The following is a 23,213-nucleotide window of genomic DNA, read 5'->3' on the forward strand; positions in this document are numbered from 1 at the left end:
CCACAGGAGATGAAGCCCGGATGATCACCCCACCCGTCGTGCACTCGCTGCGCGAGCAGATCCGCGAGCACATCGTGGAGGGGATCGTCAGCGGGCGCTGGAAGCCCGGCGAGCGGATCGTCGAGCGCCGGATCGCCGTGGAGCTGGAGGTCAGCCAGACTCCGGTGCGCGAGGCGCTGCGCGAGCTGGAGACGCTGCGGCTGATCGAGTCGGCGCCGAACAAGGGCGTGCGCGTACGGAACCTGTCCGCGGCGGACCTGGAGGAGATCTACCCGGTCCGGGCCGGTCTGGAGCAGATCGCGGCCGAGCTCGCGGCGCCGCGGCTGGCGGCGGACTGCTCGGCGCTGGAGCCGCACGTGGCCGCCCTGTGGGAGGCCGACCGCAGCGAGGACGGCACGGCCCAGGTGCGGCACACGGTGGGCTTCCACCGGGAGATGGTCCGGGCGGCCGGGAACAGCGTGCTGCTGCACACCTGGGAGAGCCTGGGCATCGAGGTGTTCACGGCCCTGTCCATCCGCTGGCTGGGAACGGTCCAGAAGTCCTACGCGGAGGAGCACGAAGCCCTCGTCGAGGCGTTCCGCAGCCAGGACCCGGAGATCGGTCTGCTCGTGAAGCGGCACGTTCTCGGGTGCGCTCCGAGGGCCTGACCCGCCTTATTGCCCCGATTTGCCCGGCACCGGGTGCCTTGTTCGCTGGCACCGGGTGCCGACTTTCGTCGTATGGACATTTCTTCGTCACTTTTATTTGATCGATCATCGATCAGCGATTTACAGTCGTCGCGGGCCTCAACCAGGTCCAACGACCCTGTCCTGCCCGTCAGGGATTTTTTCACCACCTCTCCTTTGTCCGGAAGGCGGCGCACACCGATGTCCGACCCCGTAGGAAAGCTTCCGAGCGAGCTCGACCAGCTCCCGGACCGCGACACCGAGGAGACCGCCGAATGGGCGGCCTCCCTCGACGCCGTCGCCCAGGCCGCCGGTACGCGCCGCGCCGAATACCTGCTCCGCCGCACCCTCCAGCACGCCGAAGCCGCCGGCCTCGCCCTGCCGAAGCTGCTGGAGACGGACTACGTCAACACCATCCCCACCGCCGCGGAGCCCGAGTTCCCGGGTGACGAGGCGATGGAAGCCAAGATCACCGCCTGGAACCGCTGGAACGCGGCCGCCATGGTGACCCGCGGCTCCAAGTACGGCGTCGGCGGCCACATCGCCACCTTCGCCTCCGCCGCGTGGCTGTACGAGACCGGCTTCCAGCACTTCTTCCGCGGGAAGGAGGCCGACGGATCGGGCGACCAGCTCTACATCCAGGGCCACGCCTCCCCCGGCATCTACGCCCGCGCCTTCCTCGACGGGCGGATCTCCGAGCAGCAGCTCGACAACTTCCGCCAGGAGTCCGGCGGCAACGGCCTGCCGTCCTACCCGCACCCGCGGCGCCTGCCGTGGCTGTGGGAGTTCCCGACGGTGTCCATGGGCCTCGGCCCGCTCTCCGCGATCTACCAGGCGCGCTTCAACCGCTACCTGCAGAACCGGAGCATCAAGGACACCGCCAACTCGCACGTCTGGGCCTTCCTGGGCGACGGCGAGATGGACGAGCCCGAGTCGACCGCCGCCCTGGCCCTCGCCTCCCGCGAGCAGCTCGACAACCTGACCTTCGTCATCAACTGCAACCTGCAGCGCCTCGACGGTCCGGTCCGCGCCAACTTCCGCGTGGTCCAGGAGCTGGAGGCCCAGTTCCGCGGCGCCGGCTGGAACGTCATCAAGTCGCTGTGGGGCTCCGCCTGGGACGAGCTGTTCCAGCTCGACACCACGGGCGCCCTGGTACGCCGCCTGCGCGAGGTACCCGACGCGCAGTTCCAGACGTACGCGACCCGCGACGTGGCCTACATCCGCCAGCACTTCTTCGGCGCCAACGCCGAGCTCGTGCAGCTGGCCGGCGTGCTCTCCGACGCGAAGATCGCCGAGTGCTTCCACAGCTCCCGCGGCGGCCACGAGCCCCGCAAGGTCTACGCCGCGTACAAGGCCGCCCTGGAGCACAAGGGCGCTCCGACGGTCATCCTCGCGCAGACCGTCAAGGGCTACACGCTGGGCGCCGGGTTCGAGTCGAAGAACGCGAACCACCAGATGAAGAAGCTGACGATCGACGAGTTCAAGGACATGCGCGACCTCCTCGGCCTCCCGATCCCGGACAGCGCCTTCGCCGACGGCCAGGTCCCGTACGGCCACCCGGGGGCGAACAGCCCCGAGGTCCAGTACCTGAACGAGCGCCGCGCGGCCCTCGGCGGCCCGGCCCCGGCCCGCAAGGTCAAGCACGTGGCCCTGCCCGCCCCGGCCGACCGTTCCTTCGCCGCGCTGCTCAAGGGCTCCGGCAAGCAGGAGATGGCCACGACGATGGCCTTCGTCCGGCTCGTCAAGGACCTCATGCGGGACAAGGAGACCGGCAAGCGCTGGGTGCCGATCGTCCCCGACGAGGCCCGCACCTTCGGTATGGAGTCCCTCTTCCCGTCGGCCGGCATCTACTCGCCGCTGGGCCAGACGTACGAGCCGGTCGACCGCGACCAGCTCATGTACTACAAGGAAGCCAAGGACGGCCAGATCCTCAACGAGGGGATCACCGAGGCCGGCGCCATGGCCGACTTCATCGCCGCCTGCACGTCGTACGCGACGCACGGCGAGCCGATGATCCCCTTCTACATCTTCTACTCGATGTTCGGCTGGCAGCGCACCGCCGACCAGATGTGGCAGCTCGCCGACCAGCTCGGCAAGGGCTTCATCGTCGGCGCCACCGCCGGCCGCACCACGCTGACCGGTGAGGGCCTGCAGCACGCGGACGGCCACTCGCACCTGATCGCGTCCACGAACCCGGCGTCGCTGAACTACGACCCGGCCTTCGCGTACGAGATCGCGGTGATCGTCAAGGACGGTCTGCGCCGGATGTACGGCGAGAAGCCGGAAGACGTCTTCTACTACCTGACGGTCTACAACGAGCCGAAGGTGCAGCCGGCCATGCCCGAGGGCGTGGAAGAGGGCATCCTCAAGGGCCTGTACCGCTTCAACACGGCGGCCGACCTGGCCGAGGCGGCCCCGGCCGCCGACGCCCCCAAGGTCCAGCTGATGGCCTCGGGTACGGCGATCCACTGGGTCCTGGAGGCGCAGAAGCTCCTCGCCGCCGACTGGAACGTGGCCGCCGACGTCTGGTCCGCCACCTCCTGGGGCGAGCTGCGGCGCGACGCGCTGGAGTGCGACGAGGCGCTGCTGCGCGGCGAGCTGCGCACCCCGTACGTCACCCGCGCGCTGGAGGGCGTCACCAGCCCGGTCCTCGCGGTCTCCGACTGGATGCGCCAGGTCCCGGACCAGATCAGCCAGTGGGTGGAGCAGGACTACACCTCGCTGGGCACGGACGGCTTCGGCCTGTCCGACACCCGTGAGGGCGCCCGCCGCCACTTCGGTGTCGACGCCCAGTCGATCGTCGTGGCCGCGCTGGCCCAGCTCGCCCGCCGCGGCGAGGTACCGGCGTCCTCCGTCAAGGAGGCCCGGGAGCGCTACGGCCTCTGAGCCGAGTGACCGACCGACCGTGAAGGCCGGTGTCCGCCCCTCAGGGGTAGGACACCGGCCTTTCGCCGTACGCGCGGTGGCGGCGCGGGGGCGGACCCGTGATGCTGGAGCGGTGATGGACGAGACGGAGTTCTGGGAGATCGTCGACCGTACCCGCGAGGCCGCCGACGGCGACCCCGAGGAACACGCCGAGCTGCTCGTGGAGCGGCTGGCCCAGCTCGACCCGGACTCCGTCCTGGACTTCGCCCGGCACTTCGAGTCGCGGTACAACCGGGCGTACACCTGGGACCTGTGGGGCGCGGCCTGGGTGCTGCTCGACGGGGCGAGCGACGACGCCTTCGACTACTTCCGCTGCTGGCTGATCGGCCAGGGCCGGGAGGTCTTCGAGGGCGGGGTCCACGACCCCGACCACCTCGCGGAGCTCCTGGGCGACTTCGACGAGGAGATCGACGGCGACGGCGAGGAGCTGGGGTACGCGGCCGACGAGGCGTACGAGCAGCTGACCGGGGCGGTGGCCCCGGACCTGGGCATCCCGCTGCAACCGGCAGAGCCGGAGGGCACCCCGCTGGACTTCGAGAACGAAGCCGTGCTCGCGGAGCGCTTCCCCCGGCTCTGGGCCCGCTTCAGAGGCTGACGGCTAGCTGTGCGTACCGCCGTCGATACGGATCTCCGTGCCGGTGATGAACGCACCGTCCTCGGAGCCCAGCATCGCGACGACGCCGGCCACGGTCTGCGGGCCGGCGAAGCCCTGGCCGATGGCAGGGGCGAGCTTGGCGAAGAGGGACCAGTCGGTGTCCTCGGGCAGGCCGGGGCCGTTGCCCGTGGTCATGCCGCTCTCGATGGAGCCGGGCGCGACGGCCACGCAGCGCAGGCCCTGCTTGCTGTACTCGGCCGCCAGTGCGTGGGTCATCGACTGGATGCCGCCCTTGCTGGCCGCGTAGGCGGACATGTAGGGGTGGGCGAAGGACGCCGAGGTGGAGCTGAAGTTCACCACCACCGGCCGGTCGCCCGCCAGCAGCGCCGGCAACGACTCGCGGATCATCAGGAAGGTGCCGGTCAGGTTGACCCCGATGACCTGGTTCCACAGGTCGAGCGTGGTCTGGTGGGTGTGCGCGGAGCGCAGGATGCCGGCGGCGTTGACGAGTACGTCGACCCCGCCGAGGGTCTCGACCGCGGCGGCCACGCCCTCCTTGACCGCGTGCTCGTCGGATATGTCCAGCAGGGCGGTGGTGAGGCGGTCCTGGTGGCCCTCGGCCGCGGCCCGGTCGGCCGTGACCTTGAGACCGGCCTCGCTGACGTCGACCGTGTGGACCCGGCCGCCTTCGGCGAGGATCCGGTGGACGGTGGCCTGGCCGATGCCGGAGCCGCCGCCGGTGATGAGGACGCGACGTCCTTCGTAACGGTTCATGGGGTGAGCGTACCCAAGCGCTGACACGCTTTGCCATAGCGGCAAAGCATGCAATCAGCCGCGTATGCGAGAGGTACGCTTCACTGCGTGAGATCCCCTCGTCCGTACTCTCCCCAGGCCGGCCCCGGAGCCCAGTCGCTGACCGAGCGCCGCAAGGCCGCCACCCAGCTCGACATCGCCCGCGCGGCCTGCGCACTCTTCGCCGAGCACGGCCCCGACGGCACCACCGCCGAGGACATCGCCCACCGCGCGGGCGTGGCACTGCGTACGTTCTACCGCTACTTCCGCAACAAGCAGGAGGCCGTGGCCCCGCTGCTCGCGATCGGCGGCGACGCCTGGCGCGCCCTGCTCGCCGAGGAGGACCCCGGCACTCCGCTCGCCGAAGCCCTGGAACGCGCCGTCACGCGGACGCTGAGCGAACCCCAGGCGGTCGAGGAGGGCCTGGAGGTGACCCGCGGCCTGCTGCGGGCGGCGGCGACCGACGAGGCCCTGCGGGCGGTCTGGTACCGCGTGAACCAGGACTCCGAGGAGCGCCTGGTCCCGGTGATCGCCCGCCTGGCCGGTCCGGACGCCGACCCCCTGGACGTGCGCCTGCTGGCCGCGGCGGCGACGGACGCGATCCGGATCTCCCTGGAACTCTGGTCGACCACGGACGCCGCGCTCTCGGGCCCCGGCTCCCCGATAGAACTCGCGGTCCGCTCCCTGCGCCACCTCACAGGCGCGATGCCCTTGTTCCGCTGATGTCAGCGGGACAAGGGCATCGGGTCGGGCCCGTGGCCCTCGGTCTCATGACCGGCCTCAGCCGCCCCAGTCGCCGCCCCCGCGACCATCGCCGCCGCCGCCCCAGTCACCGTTGCCGCCGTCGCCGCCGCGACCGCCGCCGCCCCAGTCACCGTTCCCGCCGTCGCCGCCGCCCCAGTCACCATTGCCGCCGTCGCCGCCGCGACCGCCGCCGCCCCAGTCACCGTTCCCGCCGTCGCCGCCGCGACCGCCGTCGTTCCAGTTCCAGTCGCCGTTGCCGCCGCGACCGCCGTCGCCCCAGTCACCCCAGTCGCCGTTGCCACCGCGGCCGGAGTCGTTCCAGTCGGCGTCACGCCAGTTCGAGTCGTTCCAGTTCCAGTGGCCCCAGTCGTGGCGCCCGTTGCCGCCGTTGCCGCCGACCCCGCCGTCGTTCCAGCACCAGGAGGGCCGGTCGCGCCAGTCGCGGTCGCAACAGAAGTCCCAGCGGGCGTCCGAGCGGTTGGAGGGGTACCGATAGCAGTCCCAGCCCCCGTCACCCCCGCCACCACTGGTGACGGCCGAGGCCGAGGCGCTGGCGACGGGCATCAGGCCTATCGCGATTCCAGCGGCGCCCGCCATGGCTGCCGCAACGATCCTACGGCGCATTCTCATGCACCTCCGAACATGTCTCGCTTATCCGGCTCTTAGGTCATTTCCACCCTTACCCGCCCCCGCGTCCCTGTCAAAGCGGAAAGGCCCCCACCGCACTCCGTAGAGCGCGGCGAGGGCCTCCCATCAGGCATTTCCCTCAGATACCGATCTTCAGCCGGCGCGCCCGGCAGCAGGGGCCCGGTCGCACGGCTGAGGGCCGCCCCCCTCATGGGTGGCGGCCCTCAGCGCGGATCAGGGCATCGAGCCCCGTTTCCTAGATGTCGAAGTAGAGCTCGAACTCGTGCGGGTGCGGACGCTGCGCGATCGGGGCGATCTCGTGCGTGCGCTTGTAGTCGATCCACGTCTCGATCAGGTCGGGGGTGAAGACACCGCCGGCCAGGAGGTACTCGTGGTCGGCCTCGAGGGCCTTGAGGACGTCCTCGAGGCTGGTCGGGACCTGCGGGACGCTCGCGTGCTCGTCGGGCGAGAGCTCGTAGAGGTCCTTGTCGATCGGCTCCATCGGCTCGATCTTGTTCTTGATGCCGTCGAGGCCCGCGAGGAGCAGCGCCGAGAAGGCGAGGTACGGGTTCGAGGACGGGTCCGGCGCGCGGAACTCGACGCGCTTGGCCTTCGGGTTCGAGCCCGTGATCGGGATGCGCATGGCGGCGGAGCGGTTGCGCTGCGAGTACACCATGTTGACCGGCGCCTCGAAGCCCGGCACCAGGCGGTGGTAGGAGTTCACCGTCGGGTTGGTGAAGGCCAGCAGCGACGGGGCGTGCTTGAGGATGCCGCCGATGTAGTAGCGGGCGGTGTCCGACAGGCCCGCGTAGCCGGCCTCGTCGTAGAACAGCGGGTCGCCGTTCGCCCACAGCGACTGGTGCACGTGCATGCCCGAGCCGTTGTCACCGAAGATCGGCTTCGGCATGAAGGTCGCGGTCTTGCCGTTGCGCCAGGCGACGTTCTTCACGACGTACTTGAAGAGCATCAGGTCGTCGGCCGCGGCCAGCAGCGTGTTGAACTTGTAGTTGATCTCGGCCTGGCCGCCGGTGCCGACCTCGTGGTGCTGGCGCTCGACCTGGAGGCCCTGGGCGTCCAGCTCGAGGGAGATCTCGGCGCGCAGGTCGGCGAAGTGGTCGACCGGGGCGACCGGGAAGTAGCCGCCCTTGTAGCGGACCTTGTAGCCGCGGTTGTTCTCCTCGGAGCCGGTGTTCCAGGCGCCGGCCTCGGAGTCGATGTGGTAGAAGCCCTCGTTCGCGGAGGTCGCGAAGCGCACGCTGTCGAACACGTAGAACTCGGCCTCGGGGCCGAAGAACGCGGTGTCGGCGATGCCGGTGGAGGCGAGGTACGCCTCGGCCTTCTTCGCGATGTTGCGCGGGTCGCGGCTGTAGGCCTCACCCGTGATCGGGTCGTGGATGAAGAAGTTGATGTTGAGCGTCTTGTCCTTGCGGAACGGGTCCAGGCGCGCGGTGGTGATGTCGGCACGCAGCGCCATGTCGGACTCGTGGATCGCCTGGAAGCCGCGGATCGAGGAGCCGTCGAAGGCGAGCTCCTCCGCCGGGTCGAACGCCCGCGCCGGGATGGTGAAGTGCTGCATCACACCAGGCAGGTCGCAGAAGCGGACGTCGACGAACTTGACGTCGTTCTCCTCGATGTACTGCTTCACTTCGTCGGCGTTCTGGAACATCCAACTCCTCCTACTCCCGGTCCCCGGGGGAGGGACGGGCTTTATAGCTCGTGGTGCGTCAGTGCGGTGCCGCACGCTGACCCGACCATAAGCAGACGGGATTTCTCAAGCATGACCCATTTGTTTCGCACAAGTTAACCAGGGTCCCGCCCGAGGGTCGCGAGGCCGCACCGGTACCGTGGTCGGGTGGACAACAGGCAAGCAATCGGATCGTGGCTCTCCGGCCCTCGCGCGGCCGCGGAGGAGATGGGCGTCGACTTCGGCTATCCCGGCCAGCGCCTCGGCCTGCCGCAGCAGGGGCCCGGCTCGGTGGCCCGGTTCGGCCGCCGCCTCGGGGCCGTCCTCCTGGACTGGGTCGGCTGCCAGGTGATTGCGTACGGGCTGATCACGGGCGGCGACCTGGGCGCGGCGGGCAACTGGACCCTCGGGCTCTTCGCGGCCCTGAGCATCCTGACGGTCGGCACCGTGGGCTTCACGCCCGGTAAGCGGATCGTCGGACTCCGGGTGATCGCGGAGGACGGCGGCCGCCTCGGCATCGCCCGTGTGCTGCTGCGCACGGTGCTGCTGGTCCTGGTCATCCCGGCGCTGATCTGGGACCGCGACGGCCGCGGCCTGCACGACCGCCTGTCGCGCGCCGTCCAGGTCCGCATCTAGAACGGTTGCGAGAACGAGGGTGCCCCCGAGCCGGACGGCTCGGGGGCACCCTCGTTTCGTATACGAAAATCAGCTCAGCAGGTCAGCGCATCTTCCCGCCGCGCGGCATGCGCATGCCCTTAGGCATCGGGCCCTTTGGCAGGGGCATGTTCGACATCAGGTCGCCCATCGCCCGGAGCTTGTCGTTGACCTGGGTGATCTGGGGGCCGGCCAGTACGCGCGGCAGCTTGAGCAGGGTGGTGCGCACCTTCTTGAGCGGCACCTCGCCCTCGCCCGTACCCACGATGAAGTCGTGCACCGGCACGTCCGGCATGATCCGGGCCAGCTTCTTCTTCTCGTTCGCCAGCAGCGGCTTCACCCGGTTCGGGTTGCCCTCCGCGATCAGCACGACGCCGGCCTTGCCGACCGCCCGGTGGACGATGTCCTGCTGCCGGGTCATCGCGACGGCGGGGGTGGTCGTCCAGCCCCTGCCCACGTTGTCCAGTACGGCCGCGGCCGCTCCCGGCTGTCCCTCCATCTGCCCGAAGGCAGCCCGCTCGGCCCGTCGTCCGAAGACGATCGCCATCGCGAGGAACGCCACCAGGAAGCCCAGGATGCCCAGGTAGACCGGGTGGTCGATCAGGAAGCCGATCGCAAGAAAGACACCGAAGGTGACGATTCCCACGCCCGCGACGATCAGACCGACCTTCGGGTCGGCCTTGCGCGTCATCTTGTACGTCAGGGCGATCTGCTTCAGTCGCCCGGGGTTCGCAGCAGTCTCTGCGTTTGACTTCCTCGCCATAGAGCGAAGTTTACGTGGCCTGCGGAGTCCGGGTCGCCGCGGCCTCAAGTACGTGTTCGGTTTCGACCCGGTCCTTGGCCCTGCGGCGGTCTTCCAGCACCGCCGTCCAGGCGTTGCGCCGGGCGCCGCTCATGAGCAGCGACTCGAAGCCCCGGAAGGCGTCGGAGAAGGTCGGGATGGCGATGGCGCGTACGGGCGCGGCCTGCATGATGTCGATCCCTTTCACGGTGCTCACGTCTACCTGCGGGGGTGTGCGGTGCCTTCGGTGCAGTCGGTGTGTGCGGTGCGTGGACCCATCGTCACTGATTGGTGTTACCAGCGCATGACCAGCTGGTCAAACGTTTTCGAAACATTGACGCGGCCCACCAGAACTCTTTCCCGCGAAAGAGCCTAGGGGCCGCGCCGTTACGGTGTTACTGCTTAGTAGCGTTCTGTGCGCGAGTTCACACGGTCGCCATGCGCCGCTCGCTCGGATGGTCGAGCTCCGCCTACGCTCCGGCTCGGCTGCGCTTCTCCATCGCCTGGGTGTACAGGCGTCCCGCACGGTACGAGGACCGGACCAGCGGACCGGACATCACACCGGAGAAGCCGATCTCCTCGGCCTCCTTCGCCAGCTCCACGAACTCGGCCGGCTTCACCCAGCGCTCCACGGGGTGGTGCCGCGGCGAGGGCCGCAGGTACTGGGTGATGGTGATGAGCTCGCAGCCGGCCTCGTGCAGGTCCTTCAGGGCCTGCGAGACCTCCTCGCGCTCCTCGCCCATGCCGAGGATCAGGTTCGACTTGGTGACCAGGCCGTAGGCGCGCGCCTTGGTGATCACCTCGAGCGAGCGCTCGTAGCGGAAGCCCGGGCGGATCCGCTTGAAGATCCGCGGCACCGTCTCGACGTTGTGCGCGAAGACCTCGGGGCGGGAGGCGAAGACCTCCTCCAGCAGCTCCGGGACCGCGTTGAAGTCGGGGGCCAGCAGCTCGACCTTGGTGTGCCCGGCCTCGCGGCCGGCCGTCTGCTGGTGGATCTGGCGCACGGTCTCCGCGTACAGCCAGGCGCCGCCGTCCGCCAGGTCGTCGCGCGCGACGCCGGTGATGGTGGCGTAGTTCAGGTCCATGGTGACCACGGACTCGCCGACACGTCGCGGCTCGTCCCGGTCCAGGGCCTCGGGCTTGCCCGTGTCGATCTGGCAGAAGTCACAGCGCCGGGTGCACTGGTCGCCGCCGATGAGGAAGGTGGCCTCGCGGTCCTCCCAGCATTCGTAAATGTTCGGACAACCGGCTTCCTGGCACACCGTGTGCAGTCCTTCGCCCTTCACCAGGGCCTGCATCTTGGTGTACTCGGGGCCCATCTTCGCCCGGGTCTTGATCCACTCGGGCTTGCGCTCGATGGGGGTCTGGCTGTTCCGGACCTCCAGGCGCAGCATCTTGCGTCCGTCGGGTGCGACTGCGGACACGACCGGCTCCCTGTGACTTCGATTGTTCGGGCGCCCACCAGGGTACGCCCGTAATTTCATACGCTCTTACGTCGGCCAACCTGCGAGGGGCCGGACCCATTCCCCGGCGGCCGGCTCGAGGCCGGCCCGGGCTAGCTCGCGGCCGGCTCTATCTCGCGCGGCTTCAGCTCCGCGTGCTCCAGTACGTCCTTCAGGTGCCGCTCGACGACCGGCAGCACCTCGGCGATGGTGATCTCGCGGCCCAGTTCGTACGAGAGCGAGGTCACACCGGCGTCGCGGATGCCGCAGGGCACGATCCGGTCGAACCAGGTGTTGTCCGGGTTCACGTTGATCGCGAAGCCGTGCATCGTGACGCCCTTGGCGACGCGGATGCCGATGGCGGCGAGCTTGCGGTCCTCGCGGCGCTGGCCGGCGTTGGACGGGGCGTACTCGGGGCCGTTCAGGCGGGCGTCGAACTCCTCGTCGTGCAGCCGCGGGTCCAGGTCGAGGGAGAGCCCGCCGATCATGGGGCGCTCCTCCACCGGGTCGCCGAGCACCCAGACCCCGCTGCGGCCCTCGACCCGGGTGGTCTCCAGTCCGAACTCGGCGGCGGTGCGGATCAGGGCCTCCTCCAGGCGGCGCACGTGGGCGACCACGTCCACCGGGCGGGGGAGCTTCATGATCGGGTATCCGACCAGCTGGCCCGGGCCGTGCCAGGTGATCTTGCCGCCCCGGTCCACGTCGACGACGGGCGTGCCGTCGAGCGGGCGCTCGCTGGGGTCGGTGCGCCGGCCGGCGGTGTACACCGGCAGGTGCTCCAGCAGCAGGCAGGTGTCCTCGACCTCGTCCGCGAAGCGGGCGGCGTGCACCCGGCGCTGCTCTTCCCAGGCCCGGGTGTACTCGACGGATTCCGGTCCGAAGCCCAGATGGACAAACCCAAGCTCAGCCACCGCAGCGCCTCCTCGTTGAACCTGCTGTGTGCACGTATCGCACTCAGCAAGGGTACGGCGGGCCCTCCGCAGGCTCGGGCGGGGGCCACGGCAGCTGCCTGGGCCGGCGCCGGCCCTTCGGCGGCCGGTCCGGGTCCTCGTCCGCCCGCGGCAGCCGCCGGTGGCCCTCCGAGTGGTCGTTGACCCAGCCGCAGACCCCGCACGCGTACCGGCCGTCGAGCCCCGCGATGTAGGTGCCGCACCGCCGGCACTCCGCCTCGGTCAGCTCGGGCGGGGGCAGCGGAGCGGTGGATTCGGGACGCTCCTCGGGAAGGTGCGCCCGATGGGGCCGGCGGTTCATGGCCGCAGCGTACGCGGGCGGAGGGGGTCGGTCCGTAAAGCGCCCTACCGATTCTGCACACGATCGGATGAATGTGGGGCAGAGAGGGCGGTGCGGACGAGGTTCGCCGCTACATTCACGCCGTTCACAGGGCCGGGACTCCGGTCCGTCACGTCAGGAGACCGTGGAGCCGATGACGGAACGACCTGCCCAGCGCGTCCCCAACCGGCAGCTTGCGGCGCTGATCGCGGAAGCCGGGTTCTCCAACGCCGGGCTCGCCCGCCGCGTCGATCAGCTGGGCCTGGAACACGGTCTCGATCTGCGGTACGACAAAACCTCCGTGACCCGCTGGCTGCGCGGGCAGCAGCCGCGCGGGACCACCCCCGCGCTGATCGCCGAGGTCTTCACCCGGCGCCTCGGGCGGCGGCTCTCCGCACAGGATCTGGGACTGGACGCCTGCGCGCCCGTCTACGCGGGCCTGGAGTTCGCGGCCACCCCCGAGGAGGCCGTGGACATCGCCAGCGGCCTGTGGCGCAAGGACTCCGGATCCCACGCCGAGCTGCGGAAGATCGCCTTCACCCCGGCCGGCCTGGTCGTGCCCAGCCGGGACTGGCTGATCGGGCGGGCCGACGAGCGGGTGGGGCGCGGCGCGGACCCGGTGGCGGCCCGGGTCCCGGTGCAGGGCCGGACCTCGGTGCCCCGGCAGCGGCAGATCGACCGGGGGCCCGGGCAGCGGGTCACGGGCGGGGACATCGCGGCCCTGCGCTCGGTGAGCGAGCTGTTCCGGGCCCTGGACCACGCCTACGGCGGCGGGCACGCCCGGCAGGCCCTGGTGCGGTACCTGGAGCACGAGGCCGAGCCGATGCTCCGGGGGACCTACGGGGAGACCACCGGGCGGCGGCTGTTCTCCGCCGCGGCCGACCTGACCCGGCTCGCGGGCTGGACCTCGTACGACATCGCCGCGCACGGCCTGGCCCAGCGGTACTTCGTACAGGCGCTGCGGCTCGCCCAGGCCGCCGGGGACCGGCCGTACGGCTCGTACGTGCTGGTCACCATGAGCCGCCAGGCGGTCTACCTGGGCCACGGCCGGGAGGCGGTGCAGCTGGCCCGGGTGGCCCAGCAGGGTGTCGGCTCGGGTCCGCCGCCGGTGGTGCAGGCGCTGCTGCACTCGGCGGAGGCGCGCGGGCACGCGGTCCTGGGCGAGGTGCGGGCGTCGACGGCCTCGCTGGTGCGGGCCGAGCGGGCGCTGGGCGCGGCCCGGCCGGGGGACGACGTGCCGCACTGGGCGCGGTACTTCGACGAGGCGCAGCTGGCGGACGAGTTCGGGCACTGCCACCGGGACCTCCAGCAGTACCGGGCCTCGGCGCAGCACGCGGAGCGGTCGCTCCAATTGCGGGCGCCGGCGTACGCGCGGTCCCGGCTGTTCTGCCGGGTGGTGCTGGCCACGGCCCGGCTGGGGCTGGGCGAGCTGGACCAGGCGTGCGCGCTGGGGGCGGAGGCGGCGCAGCAGGCGATGGAGATGCGGTCGGTGCGGGCGGTGGAGTACGTACGGGACTTCGAGCGGCGGCTGGAGCCGTACCGGGACGCGTCTGCGGTGCGGACGTACCGGGACAGGGTGGCGGCGTTGTCGTGACCTGCGGGTCGGCTGCCGGGGGCTCGACACCGCACGGCGCGCCTCGGACGCCGGCGGGGCCGCAGACGCCCCGCCGGCGTACGTCGAGCAGTCAGGCGGCCACCGGAATGGCGCGCTCCGCGGCGGTCGGGAGCGGGATGCCGAAGTCGCGCAGGACGGCGTGGGTGGCGCGGCGGGCCGAGTGCAGGGCGCCCTGGACGGTGTTGGTGTCGCGGTGGTCCCCGCACACGTACAGGCCGGCCAGGACGCGCACCGGGCGCCGTACGTCGTAGGGCGGGGGCATGGCGGGAACGGCCTCCGGAGTGTGGTGGACGGCCAGCGTTTCCCAGTCGCGGGTCGCGGTGTCGTAGAGCCGCGCGAGGCGGGAGGCGACCGTGCGCGCCGGGGGCGGCGGGCCGAGCACGGTGGTGGTGACCAGGCTGCGGCCGGCCGGGGCCCGCGTCGGGTCGACCGCGCTCATCACGGCGGTGTGCGAGACGGGCCACTTGGGGTCGCCGTCCAGGAGCAGCGAGCCGTCCCAGGGCAGGGGCGCGGCGGTGGCGTGGTGCAGGACGGTGACCTCGTGGAAGGCGGGCACGCGCAGGCCGGGCAGGAGTTCGGCGGCCGCGCGGGCCCCGGTGGCCAGCAGGACGGAGCGGCAGCTGAAGTCGCCGTGCTCCTCGGTGGTGACCAGGTTGGTCGCCACCGACCGGACCCGGACCCCGGTACGGACGGTGCCGGGCGGCAGGCCTGCGGCGAGCCGGTCGGGCAGGGTCGCGGCTCCCCCCTCGGGCACGGCGAGGCGGCCGCGGGAGAAGGTGCGCAGGGCCAGGTCGGCGACCCGGCTGGAGGTGGTGAGTTCCGGGTCGCGGAGCAGGGTGGAGAGCAGCGGCCGCAGTACGCCGGCCGCGGTGCGCGGTGGCAGGCCCCGGGAGCGCAGGGCGGCGAGGGCGGTGCGTTCGGGCCGGGCCAGCAGGCGTTCCTCGGGCAGGGCGGCGAGCCGGCCGAGGGCGGCGCTGAGCCGTGCCTGGTCGAGGGAGCCGCTGGCCAGGGCGCGGGCCGGGGTGAGGGCTCCGGCCCGGAGCTGCTTTCCGTCGGTGTGGACCAGGACCCCGGGGGCGAAGCTCCGCAGGGTCAGGCCCGCCAGGCCCGGGGTGCGTCCGAGCTCCGGGTAGGCGGTGTTGAGCAACTGGCCGATCCGGTCCAGCCGGAACCCGTCGGCCGACACGGTGGCCATCCGGCCGCCGGGGTCGCCCGCGGCCTCCAGGACGGTGACCGTGACCCCCGCTGCGGTCAGGTGGTGCGCGGCCGCGAGTCCTGAGACTCCGGCTCCTACGATGACGACGTCCGCATGGTGTGCGGAATGGTGTGAGCTGCTGAGCACGTGCCCCTCCCCGAGGTCGGCGCGGCTGTGTCTCGACCTCCTTCCCCCAACCCGCTCCAGAGGAACCCGAGTTGACCGGAGTATTGCGGGATTGTGGTCAACTCCGGTCGCACGGTGGTCGCATCCGGGTCACGAACGGTCGCACGCTGGTCGCACAGCACAGGCAGACCGGCTTTTCACAGGGCGGCGCGGAGGGCGTCCTCGATGCCGGGGTGGCGGAAGACGAAGCCGGACTCCAGCAGCCGGGCGGGCCGGGCCCGCTGGCTGCCGAGCACGTCCTCGGCGAGCTCCCCGAGCACGATGCGCAGGGCCACGGCCGGTACGGGCAGCAGCGCCGGCCGGTGCAGCACGCGTGCCATGGCCGCCGTGACCTGGCGGTTGGTCAGCGGCTCGGGCGCGGTGAGGTTGACCGGGCCGGAGACGGCCGGGGTGTCGATGATGTGGCGCAGGGCCGCGATCTCGTCGTCGAGGGAGATGTACGACCAGTACTGGCGCCCGTTGCCGAGCCGGCCGCCGATGCCGGCCCGGAAGATGGGGAACAGCTTCCCAAAGGCCCCGCCTTCGCGGGCGACGACCAGGCCGGTGCGGGCGAACGCGGTACGGACCCCGGCCGCGCGGGCCGGTTCCGCGGCCGCCTCCCACTCCACGCAGACGGAGGGCAGGAAGCCGTGCCCGGCGGGGGCGTCCTCGTCGACGGCCCGGTCGCCGGTGTCCCCGTAGTAGCCGACCGCCGAACCGCTGACGAGCACGGCGGGCGGCTCGTCGAGCGCGGCGAGGGCCTGCGCGAGGGCGGCTGTCCCGAGCACCCGGCTGTCCCGGATCTCCTTCTTGTACGCGGTGGTCCAGCGGTGCTCCCCCACCCCGGCGCCCGCCAGGTGCACGACGGCCGCGCACCCGGCCAGCCCGGCGGCGTCGACGTACCCGCGCGCGGGATCCCACCGCGCCTCGTCGCCCGCGGCGGGCCGGCGGCGCACGAACCGCACCACCTCGTGCCCGTCCGCCCGGAGGGACCGCACGAGGGCGCTGCCGATGAGGCCGGTCGAGCCGGTGACCGCGATACGCATGGCCCCATCCTGCCGGGTCGCTGCGCCGGCTCGGGCGGATCCGGGGCTCAGCTGCGCTTGCGCCTGCCGCGACAGCGGCAGAGCCGGCCCGTCCGGCCTCGTCAGAGGGTGCCCAGCCAGGTGCCCACCGCGTAGGTGACGGCCATGGCCACGGCGCCGCCGGCGACGTTGCGCAGGACCGCGCGGAGCGGAGGGGCTCCGCCCAGGCGGGCGCTCAGCACCCCGCAGAGCGTGAGCGCGGCGAGAACGGCCACCGCCGTCACCGGGACCCGGCCGGACGGGCCGGTCAGGACGATCGCCAGCAGGGGCAGCAGCGCCCCCACCGTGAAGGCGACGAAACTGGCGAAGGCCGCGTGCCACGGGTTGGCCAGCTCGTCGGGGTCGATGCCGAGCTCCACCCGGGCGTGGGCCCGCAGCGCGTCCCGCTCCGTCAGCTGCACGGCGGCCTCCCGGGCCAGCTCCCGGCTCAGCCCGCGCGCGGTGAGCAGGTCGGTGAGCTCCTCGAGCTCCGCCTCCGGCTCCTCGGCCAGCTCCCGGCGCTCCGTCTCCAGCGCGGCCCGTTCGGAGTCCCGCTGCGAGCTGACCGACACGTACTCCCCCGCCGCCATCGACAGCGAGCCCGCCAGCAGCCCGGCGACGCCCGCCGCCAGGATCGCCGCGCGCGAGGTGGTGGCCCCGGCCACGCCGACGACCAGGCCCGCGGTGGAGATGATCCCGTCGTTGGCGCCCAGCACCCCCGCGCGCAGCCAGTTCAGCCGCGTGCCGATCTCCGCACTCGGCGACCCGCCGCTGCCGCCGCCACCGCCGTGCGCCTCGATGTGCGCCCGCGTCGGGGGCTTGCGGGAGGCATCGTCGTCCGTCACGGCACCACTGTCCCGGCACGGCCCGCGCCGGGCCACCCGGCAGGCCGGTCCGGGGTGCGCGCGCCTGGCCCCCGTACCAGGGTGGAGGGGTGAGACGCGGACGCGAGGAGCCGGGCTGGCTGCGCGGGGAGCCACCGCCGCGCTGGGCCCGGTTCGCGCCCGCGGTGGCCCTGGTGGTGCTGGTCCTCGCGCAGGTGCTCACCCCGGGCGACGTGGAACTCGGCTACTTCCTGGCCGGTCTGCCCCCGGTGGCCGCCTTCGCCTACGGCGCGGGCGGGACCGCGTTCTTCGCCGCCCTCGTCCTCGTACTGCTCGGTGTGCCGAGCCTCGGCATCGCCCGCGCCACGGGCTCCGACCTGGCCACCGTGGCCACCGTCGGGCTGCTGAGCGTGGTGATCGCCTGGGTGCGGCGGCGCCGGGACGCGCAGCTGGTCAGCGTACGGACGGTGGCGGAGGCGGCGCAGCTGGCCGTCCTCCCGCCGGTCCCGGAACGGGTGGGTCCGGTGCGCTGCTCCGGCCTCTACCGGGCGGCGCAGCGCGGCACCCTGGTCGGCGGCGACCTGTACGACGTACGGGCCGGGCCGTACGGGGTCCGGGCGCTGGTCGCCGACGTACAGGGCCACGGCCTGGCGGCGGTCGGCACGGTGGTGGCGCTGCTGGGAGCCTTCCGGGAGGGGGTGCTGGACGACACGGAACTGGCGGCGGTCGCGGCCCGGCTGGACCGGCGGCTGGCGTCGGACGCGGCGGCCGCCCCCGACGGGCACCCCGAGCTGTTCGCGACGGCCCTGCTGCTGGAGTTCCCGCCCGGACTGGACCTCGTACGGCTCGTCTCGTGCGGGCATCCGCCCGCCCTGCGCCTGCGCGGGGCGGCGGTCGAGGAGGTGACCGTGGAACCGGGCCCGCCGCTCGGCCTGGGCCTCGCGGGACCGGACCCGCCGCCGGTGACGGAGCTGACGGTGCGCGCCGGGGACCGCTTCCTCCTGCACACCGACGGGGTGACCGAGGCCCGGGACGCGTCGGGGCACTTCTATCCGCTGGCCACGCGGCTGACCGTGGTGACGCGGGACCCGGCGGGCCTGGTCCGGGCCGTCTGGCGGGACCTCGTCGCGTTCACGGACGGCGGACCGCGCGACGACGTGGCCCTGCTGCTGCTGTCACCGGACCGCCCGGATGTGTACCGTGCGTAGCCACCGAACACTCACAGTGACGCCTGGACGGGAGTCATCATGGCCATGCTGCTGATCAGTGGAAAGTTCAAGGTGGAGGGGGGCGCCAAACCGGACGGCGACACCCTCCCGTTCATCCCGGACAACGTGGCCGACTGGAAGCTGGTGCCCGGGGGCCAGATCGTGCCGAAGGCCGACGGCCGCGGGACCGTCCGGCTCGAAGCGGTCGACGCCCTGGAGACCCACTACGGCGAGCGGGACAAGGAGCAGCACCAGCCGCGGGGCCTCGCCCACGCGGCCGCGGACGCGCTGCTGAAGTTCCTCGACTTCAAGACGGTCCTCCGCGACGACGACGAGACCGTCGCCACCTCGCCGGACAGCGTGCCCGGCTGGATCCTCACCCGGGGCGCCGACGCCTACGGCCGCTGCGTGGCCTTCGTCGGCAAGGGGACCGGGCCCGTGTACAGCGGCTACTGGACGGAGGTCGGCGAGAACCTGCTGAAGAGGACCGCCAACCACCACCTGCTCCTGTCCGGGCTGGCCTACCCGACCTTCTACTCGGGCCTGCCCGAGTACCTGCGCGACCTCCTCGCCGAGGCCTCGGAGAAGGCGCGGGCGGAAGGGAAGGGCGTGTGGGCGGTCGACAGGACCGTCTTCGGGGCGACGGTCACCACGATGGACTCGATCACGCACGACAAGACCGGCGCGGTGATCCTGCCGAAGCTCTTCCGCCGGCTGAAGGACTACCTGGACTTCACCGGCAGCCCCGCGTCCATGGCATGCTTCCGCGCCTTCCTGGCCGGGATCGCGGACGATGAGTACCGCCTCCTCCCGGACACCGAGCGGCTCTTCAAGGGCCTGCACCACATCGTCGAGGTCACCGACGGCACCGTGAAGATGACCCGCCCGGCCAGGGAGATCATCTTCAACGAGAAGTGACCACCGGTCACCGACGCCGGCCCGCCGGGGCCTCGCCCCGACGGGCCGCCGCCTGCCCGACCCGGTACGGCCGGCTCACGCCGCCTGGATGAAGGCGCGCACCATCTTGCAGGTGACGTTGGACGGCCGGTGGATCCCCGTCCGGACGGCCATAGTCCGGATCTTCCGGTTGGTGGCGCGCCGGGCGTCGTACGTCCCCGAGTCGAGCAGGGATATCGCCAGGCGCATCGCCTTGAGACGGCGGTTGTGGGTCTCGTACCACTCGCGGGGCAGACCCGCCGGCAGCGGCTTCTTCTTGACGTGCTGAATGGTGGTGGCAGTGGCCATCTACAGCCTCCCAAACGGTAGTTGGCTTCCTGTCGTTCTCCCTCGATTTTACTGGGCACCACTGACAAAAGCCCTGGCCGGACCAGCCCCGGACCGGCCGGGGACGGGCCCCTGGACGCGCCGTCGATAGGCTGGGCGGCATGGAGATCTGGATCAATCCCGCGTGTTCCAAGTGCCGCAGCGCGCTGACCCTGCTGGACGCCGAGGGCGCCGACTACACCGTGCGCCGCTACCTGGAGGACGTGCCCTCCGAGGACGAGATCCGCGAGGTGCTCGGCCGCCTCGGACTGGAGCCGTGGGACATCACGCGCACCTCGAACCCCCTCGCCAAGGAGACCGGCGTACGCGACCTGCCGCGCGAGGAGACCGACGCGGCGCGGGCACGGTGGATCGCGCACCTGGCCGCGCACCCGAAGCTGATCCAGCGCCCGATCATCACCGCCGAGGACGGCACGGCCGTGGTGGCCCGCTCCGAGGAGGCCGTCCGCGAGGCCCTGTCCCGCAAGGGCTAGGTCGTCTCTTTCGGATCTTGCTCCCCCAGCTACCGCTGGGAGGTGCCCCCAGTTAAGCCCGCGTCGTCCGGTGCCGTGCCTCGGCGCGCTGCCGGGGCTCCCGCGCACTGGACGTACTCGGGTGCTCCGGCAGTGCGGCGAGGTGCGGTGCCGGGCGGCGCGGGTCAGGCAAGATCCGGAAGAGGCGGCCTAGCCGGACGCGACGAAGCGGGCGATCTCCTCGGCCGCCGTCAGCGGCAGCGCGTGGTGCGAGACCCCGGGCAGTACGTCGACACGCGCACCCGGCAGCACCCGGCGCGCGGCCCGGGCCGCCCGGTCGGCGTCGTGGCAGCGGGCGCGCCCGGCGAACAGGACGTGGACGGGGACCGGGACGGGGGCGGGGGTGGGGGCCGGGGCCAAGGCCGGAGCCGGGGCCGGCGGTTGCCCGAGCCCTGTCAGGTCCGGGCGCGGCCCGGTGACCGGCCGGACGGTGGGGAAGCGGGCGGTCTCGTCCTGGAGCCGCAGCCAGGCCGGGTCGAGCGCGGCTCCGCCGCTCTCCCAGGCGAGGAAGGAGCGGATCCGCTCCGGGGCGGGCCGCACCAGCATGGGCAGCGCGCGCAGCACGTAGCCGGGGCGGAGCCCGGCGAAGACCTGGGTCGGGTCGAGCAGCACGAGGCGGCCGAGCCGGGCGGGCCGCGAAGCCGCGTAGTGGGAGGCGATCCAGGCTCCGTACGAGTGGCCGCCGAGCGTGACGGGGCCGCGCGGGCCGAGCCCGTCGATCACCGCGTCCAGCCAGCCGACGAGGTCCCCGGCGGTCCGCATGGCCCGCCCGGGCTCGGGGACGCTGAGCCCGGGATCCCCCACCAGGTCCACGGCATGCAGCCGGTGGCTGCGCGCGAGCCCGGCGGCAGCGCAGGCCCCCCACACCGTGGAGGTGGCGCCCCCGCCGGGCAGCAGCACCAGCGGCGGAGCCCCGGCGGGGCCGCAGCTGTTGACGCGGGTGAGGCCGTAGGGGGTGGGCAGGTCGGCCGTGTCGACCGGCCCGGGCCACCGGGCCAGGACCGCGTCGTAGGCGGTACGGAAGTGGGCGGTACGGAAGAGAGGCGTCCGGGACACGGCTGGCTCCAATACCTCGTCGGGCGATAATCTCGCTCAGCGAGAGATGTTAGAGGAGGGTGATGTGAGCGACAAGCAGGAACCCGAGAACCTGCAGTTGGTGCACCTGCTGCGGGCCGTGACCGTCGAGTTCGGGCTGCGCCAGGCGGAGTTCGCCGCCCGCAACGGCATGCACCCCACCGATGTGCGGGCCCTGATCTGCCTGCTGGACGCGGCCCGCGCCGGCGAGGCGGCCACGGCGGGCCTGCTCGGTGCCCGGCTCGGCCTCAACTCGGCGGGCACCACGGCGCTGATCGACCGGCTGGAACGGCTCGGCCACGTGGCGCGGGCCCGCGACGACCGCGACCGGCGCCGGATCCTGCTGCGCGTGGAGCCGGAGGCGATCCGGCTGGGCCGGGAGTTCTTCGGCCCGCTGATCGACGGGGTGCTGCGGGTGCTGGACTCCTTCGACACGGCCGAACGGGACACCATCCGCCGTTTCCTGACGGCCACCCACACCGTTTTCGCACCGGAGGCCGACGCATGACGGCCGCCGACGGCGGCACGGGCGCCGACCTGCATCTCGACCTCCCCGCCGAAGGAGCCCGGCGGACCGCCCTCGCCCAGGCCCTGCGCAACGCCGTCCGCAGCGGGCGACTGGCCGCCGGGACACGGCTACCGCCGTACCGGACGCTGGCCGCCGACCTCGGACTGGCCCGCAGCGCCGTCGCCGACGCCTACGCCGAACTCGTCGCCGAGGGCTGGTTCACCGCCCGGCAGGGTTCCGGCACCCGGGTCGCCGAGGGGGCAGCCGAACGCGCCGCCGGTCGAGTCGGCGAACGCGGCGCGGGACGAGTCGGCGAACGCGGCGCGGGCTCGGGCGTGCCGTCGGCGGCGGGCGCGGGGCCGCGCTACGACCTGCTCCAGGGGAAGCCCGACTCGGCCTCCTTCCCCCGGGGCCCGTGGGCCGCCAGCGCCCGGCGGGCCCTGGCCGAGGCGCCCACCGAGGCCTTCGGCCCCGGCGATCCGCGCGGCCGGCCCGAGCTGCGGCGGGCACTGGCCGCCTATCTCTCCCGGGCGCGGGGCGTCCGTACCGGCCCCGAGAACATCGTGGTCTGCTCCGGCTTCGCCAACGGGCTGCGGCTCCTCGCGTCCGTCCGGCCCCGGGAGTGGGCCGTCGAGGCGTACGGACTCCCGTTCCACCACGGCATCCTGGACGCCGCCGGGATCCGCCCGCACCCCGTCGCGGTCGACGAGGACGGTGCCCGGACGGCCGAGCTCCCCTCCCGGGCCCGTACGCTGCTGCTCACGCCGGCGCACCAGTTCCCGACCGGGGGTCGCCTGCTGCCCGCGCGGCGCGCCGCCGCCGTGGAGTGGGCCCGTACGACCGGTGGCGTGATCGTGGAGGACGACTACGACGGGGAGTTCCGCTACGACCGCAAACCCGTCGGCGCCGTGCAGGGCCTGGCCCCGGAGCACGTGGTGTACGCGGGCTCGCTGAGCAAGAGCCTCTCGCCGGCGCTCCGGCTCGGCTGGCTGGTCCTGCCGGACCGGCTGATCGACGAAGTCCTGGCGGCGAAGGGACAGCGGGAGTCCTGGGCGAGCGCGCTGGACCAGCTGGCGCTGGCCGACTTCATCGGCTGCGGCGCGTACGACCGGCATGTCCGCCGGATGCGCAAGCGCTATCGGGAGCGCCGTGACCAGCTGGTTTCCGTACTGGCCGCACGGGCCCCGGACATCCGGGTGACGGGCATCTCGGCCGGTCTTCACGCGGTACTGGAACTCCCGCCGGGCAGCGAGGCCCCGGCCCTGTCGGCGGCCCGGGCGGCAGGCCTGTCCCTGGACGGCCTGTCCTCCTACCAACACCGAGCGGACCCGACCCCGCCCCGCGAAGGCCTGGTGGTGGGGTACGCGGCACCCCCCAACTCGGCGTTCGCGAGAGCGGTGGAGGTACTGGCGGGGGTGGTGGGTGCTCGGGGGCTTCGGGGGGCCTGATCCCCACACTGCTCATCAGGGAGGGTTTGGGGGTTTCCCGCCAGTCCCACTGTCTCTCCGGGTCGGGCCGCCCTGTCAAGGGCGCTCCTTCGTCGCGTCGCTTCGCGATGGCCTTCGGCCACCCTTGACAGACCGACC

The 23,213-nt window shown here is 72.4% G+C and carries 24 protein-coding genes; 11 read left to right on the plus strand and 13 right to left on the minus strand.

Annotation, left to right across the window (positions count from 1 at the left end):
* Nucleotides 1-23: 23 nt before the first annotated feature.
* The 3 genes from ACIPUC_RS30390 to ACIPUC_RS30400 all read left to right on the plus strand — a co-directional run bounded on the left by ACIPUC_RS30390 (nucleotide 24) and on the right by ACIPUC_RS30400 (nucleotide 4,185).
* Entirely contained in the window at nucleotides 24-647 is a 624-nt protein-coding gene (locus tag ACIPUC_RS30390) for a GntR family transcriptional regulator (protein WP_215140754.1), read from the plus strand.
* A gap of 219 nt (nucleotides 648-866) precedes the next feature.
* A complete protein-coding gene (gene aceE, locus ACIPUC_RS30395) occupies nucleotides 867-3,551 on the plus strand; it encodes a pyruvate dehydrogenase (acetyl-transferring), homodimeric type (protein WP_446587493.1) in 2,685 nt (894 codons plus the stop codon).
* 115 nt (nucleotides 3,552-3,666) lie between these two features.
* Nucleotides 3,667-4,185: a DUF4240 domain-containing protein gene (locus tag ACIPUC_RS30400; RefSeq protein WP_446587491.1), complete on the plus strand. Its 519-nt coding sequence runs from the start codon at nucleotides 3,667-3,669 to the stop codon at nucleotides 4,183-4,185.
* A 3-nt stretch (nucleotides 4,186-4,188) separates the two neighbouring features.
* On the opposite strand, the gene ACIPUC_RS30405 is transcribed toward ACIPUC_RS30400, so the two are convergent.
* Nucleotides 4,189-4,959, minus strand: a complete 771-nt coding sequence (locus ACIPUC_RS30405) for an SDR family NAD(P)-dependent oxidoreductase (protein WP_446587490.1) — start codon at nucleotides 4,957-4,959, stop codon at nucleotides 4,189-4,191.
* Nucleotides 4,960-5,046: 87 nt separating this feature from the next.
* Here ACIPUC_RS30405 and ACIPUC_RS30410 point away from each other — a divergent pair, with 87 nt between their 5' ends.
* Nucleotides 5,047-5,700, plus strand: a complete 654-nt coding sequence (locus ACIPUC_RS30410; protein ID WP_446587488.1) for a TetR/AcrR family transcriptional regulator — start codon at nucleotides 5,047-5,049, stop codon at nucleotides 5,698-5,700.
* A 57-nt stretch (nucleotides 5,701-5,757) separates the two neighbouring features.
* Here ACIPUC_RS30410 and ACIPUC_RS30415 read toward each other — a convergent pair whose 3' ends face one another.
* Entirely contained in the window at nucleotides 5,758-6,318 is a 561-nt protein-coding gene (locus ACIPUC_RS30415) for a hypothetical protein (RefSeq protein WP_446587486.1), read from the minus strand.
* Between the two features lie 286 nt (nucleotides 6,319-6,604).
* On the minus strand, nucleotides 6,605-8,014 hold the full coding sequence (gene glnA, locus ACIPUC_RS30420; protein ID WP_446587484.1) for a type I glutamate--ammonia ligase: 1,410 nt from the start codon (nucleotides 8,012-8,014) through the stop codon (nucleotides 6,605-6,607).
* 186 nt (nucleotides 8,015-8,200) lie between these two features.
* Here glnA and ACIPUC_RS30425 point away from each other — a divergent pair, with 186 nt between their 5' ends.
* Nucleotides 8,201-8,668, plus strand: a complete 468-nt coding sequence (locus ACIPUC_RS30425) for an RDD family protein (RefSeq protein WP_446587482.1) — start codon at nucleotides 8,201-8,203, stop codon at nucleotides 8,666-8,668.
* Between the two features lie 82 nt (nucleotides 8,669-8,750).
* Here ACIPUC_RS30425 and ACIPUC_RS30430 read toward each other — a convergent pair whose 3' ends face one another.
* The 5 genes from ACIPUC_RS30430 to ACIPUC_RS30450 form a co-directional block, all read right to left on the minus strand.
* Nucleotides 8,751-9,449 (minus strand): DUF4191 domain-containing protein, encoded by a 699-nt coding sequence (locus tag ACIPUC_RS30430; RefSeq protein WP_362597079.1) that lies wholly within the window; start codon nucleotides 9,447-9,449, stop codon nucleotides 8,751-8,753.
* 10 nt (nucleotides 9,450-9,459) lie between these two features.
* The gene (locus ACIPUC_RS30435) at nucleotides 9,460-9,657 is read right to left on the minus strand and encodes an SCO2195 family GlnR-regulated protein (RefSeq protein WP_446587678.1); all 198 of its coding nucleotides are present in this window, start codon (nucleotides 9,655-9,657) and stop codon (nucleotides 9,460-9,462) included.
* 280 nt (nucleotides 9,658-9,937) lie between these two features.
* Nucleotides 9,938-10,891, minus strand: a complete 954-nt coding sequence (lipA, locus tag ACIPUC_RS30440) for a lipoyl synthase (protein WP_446587480.1) — start codon at nucleotides 10,889-10,891, stop codon at nucleotides 9,938-9,940.
* A gap of 131 nt (nucleotides 10,892-11,022) precedes the next feature.
* The gene (gene lipB / locus ACIPUC_RS30445) at nucleotides 11,023-11,820 is read right to left on the minus strand and encodes a lipoyl(octanoyl) transferase LipB (protein WP_446587478.1); all 798 of its coding nucleotides are present in this window, start codon (nucleotides 11,818-11,820) and stop codon (nucleotides 11,023-11,025) included.
* A 43-nt stretch (nucleotides 11,821-11,863) separates the two neighbouring features.
* A complete protein-coding gene (locus tag ACIPUC_RS30450; protein ID WP_446587476.1) occupies nucleotides 11,864-12,160 on the minus strand; it encodes a hypothetical protein in 297 nt (98 codons plus the stop codon).
* Between the two features lie 172 nt (nucleotides 12,161-12,332).
* Here ACIPUC_RS30450 and ACIPUC_RS30455 point away from each other — a divergent pair, with 172 nt between their 5' ends.
* The gene (locus ACIPUC_RS30455; RefSeq protein ID WP_446587474.1) at nucleotides 12,333-13,772 is read left to right on the plus strand and encodes a regulator; all 1,440 of its coding nucleotides are present in this window, start codon (nucleotides 12,333-12,335) and stop codon (nucleotides 13,770-13,772) included.
* A 91-nt stretch (nucleotides 13,773-13,863) separates the two neighbouring features.
* On the opposite strand, the gene ACIPUC_RS30460 is transcribed toward ACIPUC_RS30455, so the two are convergent.
* From ACIPUC_RS30460 to ACIPUC_RS30470, 3 genes are all read right to left on the minus strand, one after another.
* Nucleotides 13,864-15,135 carry an NAD(P)/FAD-dependent oxidoreductase gene (locus ACIPUC_RS30460; protein WP_446587472.1) on the minus strand — a complete coding sequence of 424 codons (1,272 nt, stop codon included), beginning with the start codon at nucleotides 15,133-15,135 and terminating at the stop codon, nucleotides 13,864-13,866.
* Between the two features lie 176 nt (nucleotides 15,136-15,311).
* Nucleotides 15,312-16,199 (minus strand): TIGR01777 family oxidoreductase, encoded by an 888-nt coding sequence (locus ACIPUC_RS30465; protein ID WP_446587470.1) that lies wholly within the window; start codon nucleotides 16,197-16,199, stop codon nucleotides 15,312-15,314.
* 101 nt (nucleotides 16,200-16,300) lie between these two features.
* Nucleotides 16,301-17,062: a VIT1/CCC1 transporter family protein gene (locus tag ACIPUC_RS30470; RefSeq protein WP_446587468.1), complete on the minus strand. Its 762-nt coding sequence runs from the start codon at nucleotides 17,060-17,062 to the stop codon at nucleotides 16,301-16,303.
* Between the two features lie 89 nt (nucleotides 17,063-17,151).
* Here ACIPUC_RS30470 and ACIPUC_RS30475 point away from each other — a divergent pair, with 89 nt between their 5' ends.
* Complete coding sequence (locus ACIPUC_RS30475; protein WP_446587466.1) at nucleotides 17,152-18,249, plus strand: PP2C family protein-serine/threonine phosphatase; 1,098 nt, start codon at nucleotides 17,152-17,154, stop codon at nucleotides 18,247-18,249.
* A 39-nt stretch (nucleotides 18,250-18,288) separates the two neighbouring features.
* The gene (locus ACIPUC_RS30480; RefSeq protein WP_446587464.1) at nucleotides 18,289-19,167 is read left to right on the plus strand and encodes a thermonuclease family protein; all 879 of its coding nucleotides are present in this window, start codon (nucleotides 18,289-18,291) and stop codon (nucleotides 19,165-19,167) included.
* 75 nt (nucleotides 19,168-19,242) lie between these two features.
* Here ACIPUC_RS30480 and ACIPUC_RS30485 read toward each other — a convergent pair whose 3' ends face one another.
* Nucleotides 19,243-19,494: a hypothetical protein gene (locus ACIPUC_RS30485; RefSeq protein WP_446587462.1), complete on the minus strand. Its 252-nt coding sequence runs from the start codon at nucleotides 19,492-19,494 to the stop codon at nucleotides 19,243-19,245.
* 140 nt (nucleotides 19,495-19,634) lie between these two features.
* On the opposite strand from ACIPUC_RS30485, the gene ACIPUC_RS30490 reads away from it, so the two are divergent.
* Nucleotides 19,635-20,006 (plus strand): ArsC/Spx/MgsR family protein, encoded by a 372-nt coding sequence (locus ACIPUC_RS30490; protein ID WP_446587460.1) that lies wholly within the window; start codon nucleotides 19,635-19,637, stop codon nucleotides 20,004-20,006.
* A gap of 189 nt (nucleotides 20,007-20,195) precedes the next feature.
* On the opposite strand, the gene ACIPUC_RS30495 is transcribed toward ACIPUC_RS30490, so the two are convergent.
* Nucleotides 20,196-21,101, minus strand: coding sequence for an alpha/beta fold hydrolase (locus ACIPUC_RS30495; protein ID WP_446587458.1), 906 nt, complete (start codon nucleotides 21,099-21,101; stop codon nucleotides 20,196-20,198).
* A gap of 46 nt (nucleotides 21,102-21,147) precedes the next feature.
* Here ACIPUC_RS30495 and ACIPUC_RS30500 point away from each other — a divergent pair, with 46 nt between their 5' ends.
* The gene (locus ACIPUC_RS30500) at nucleotides 21,148-21,627 is read left to right on the plus strand and encodes a MarR family transcriptional regulator (protein WP_446587456.1); all 480 of its coding nucleotides are present in this window, start codon (nucleotides 21,148-21,150) and stop codon (nucleotides 21,625-21,627) included.
* Nucleotides 21,624-23,075 carry a MocR-like pyridoxine biosynthesis transcription factor PdxR gene (pdxR, locus tag ACIPUC_RS30505; protein ID WP_446587454.1) on the plus strand — a complete coding sequence of 484 codons (1,452 nt, stop codon included), beginning with the start codon at nucleotides 21,624-21,626 and terminating at the stop codon, nucleotides 23,073-23,075. Before ACIPUC_RS30500 ends, pdxR begins: the two co-directional genes overlap by 4 nt.
* The last annotated feature ends 138 nt before the right edge of the window (nucleotides 23,076-23,213 follow it).

This window comes from Streptomyces sp. LARHCF249, assembly GCF_052871255.1.

Excerpts from the sequence above, each read along its gene's own strand:
- aceE (WP_446587493.1), top strand. The coding sequence starts at position 867 with ATGTCCGACCCCGTAGGAAAGCTTCCGAGCGAGCTCGACCAGCTCCCG.
- ACIPUC_RS30400 (WP_446587491.1), top strand. The coding sequence starts at position 3,667 with ATGGACGAGACGGAGTTCTGGGAGATCGTCGACCGTACCCGCGAGGCC.
- ACIPUC_RS30405 (WP_446587490.1), bottom strand. The coding sequence starts at position 4,959 with ATGAACCGTTACGAAGGACGTCGCGTCCTCATCACCGGCGGCGGCTCC.
- ACIPUC_RS30415 (WP_446587486.1), bottom strand. The coding sequence starts at position 6,318 with ATGGCGGGCGCCGCTGGAATCGCGATAGGCCTGATGCCCGTCGCCAGC.
- glnA (WP_446587484.1), bottom strand. The coding sequence starts at position 8,014 with ATGTTCCAGAACGCCGACGAAGTGAAGCAGTACATCGAGGAGAACGAC.
- ACIPUC_RS30430 (WP_362597079.1), bottom strand. The coding sequence starts at position 9,449 with ATGGCGAGGAAGTCAAACGCAGAGACTGCTGCGAACCCCGGGCGACTG.
- ACIPUC_RS30435 (WP_446587678.1), bottom strand. The coding sequence starts at position 9,657 with ATGCAGGCCGCGCCCGTACGCGCCATCGCCATCCCGACCTTCTCCGAC.
- ACIPUC_RS30450 (WP_446587476.1), bottom strand. The coding sequence starts at position 12,160 with ATGAACCGCCGGCCCCATCGGGCGCACCTTCCCGAGGAGCGTCCCGAA.
- ACIPUC_RS30455 (WP_446587474.1), top strand. The coding sequence starts at position 12,333 with ATGACGGAACGACCTGCCCAGCGCGTCCCCAACCGGCAGCTTGCGGCG.
- ACIPUC_RS30465 (WP_446587470.1), bottom strand. The coding sequence starts at position 16,199 with ATGCGTATCGCGGTCACCGGCTCGACCGGCCTCATCGGCAGCGCCCTC.
- ACIPUC_RS30480 (WP_446587464.1), top strand. The coding sequence starts at position 18,289 with ATGGCCATGCTGCTGATCAGTGGAAAGTTCAAGGTGGAGGGGGGCGCC.
- ACIPUC_RS30485 (WP_446587462.1), bottom strand. The coding sequence starts at position 19,494 with ATGGCCACTGCCACCACCATTCAGCACGTCAAGAAGAAGCCGCTGCCG.
- ACIPUC_RS30490 (WP_446587460.1), top strand. The coding sequence starts at position 19,635 with ATGGAGATCTGGATCAATCCCGCGTGTTCCAAGTGCCGCAGCGCGCTG.
- ACIPUC_RS30500 (WP_446587456.1), top strand. The coding sequence starts at position 21,148 with ATGTTAGAGGAGGGTGATGTGAGCGACAAGCAGGAACCCGAGAACCTG.
- pdxR (WP_446587454.1), top strand. The coding sequence starts at position 21,624 with ATGACGGCCGCCGACGGCGGCACGGGCGCCGACCTGCATCTCGACCTC.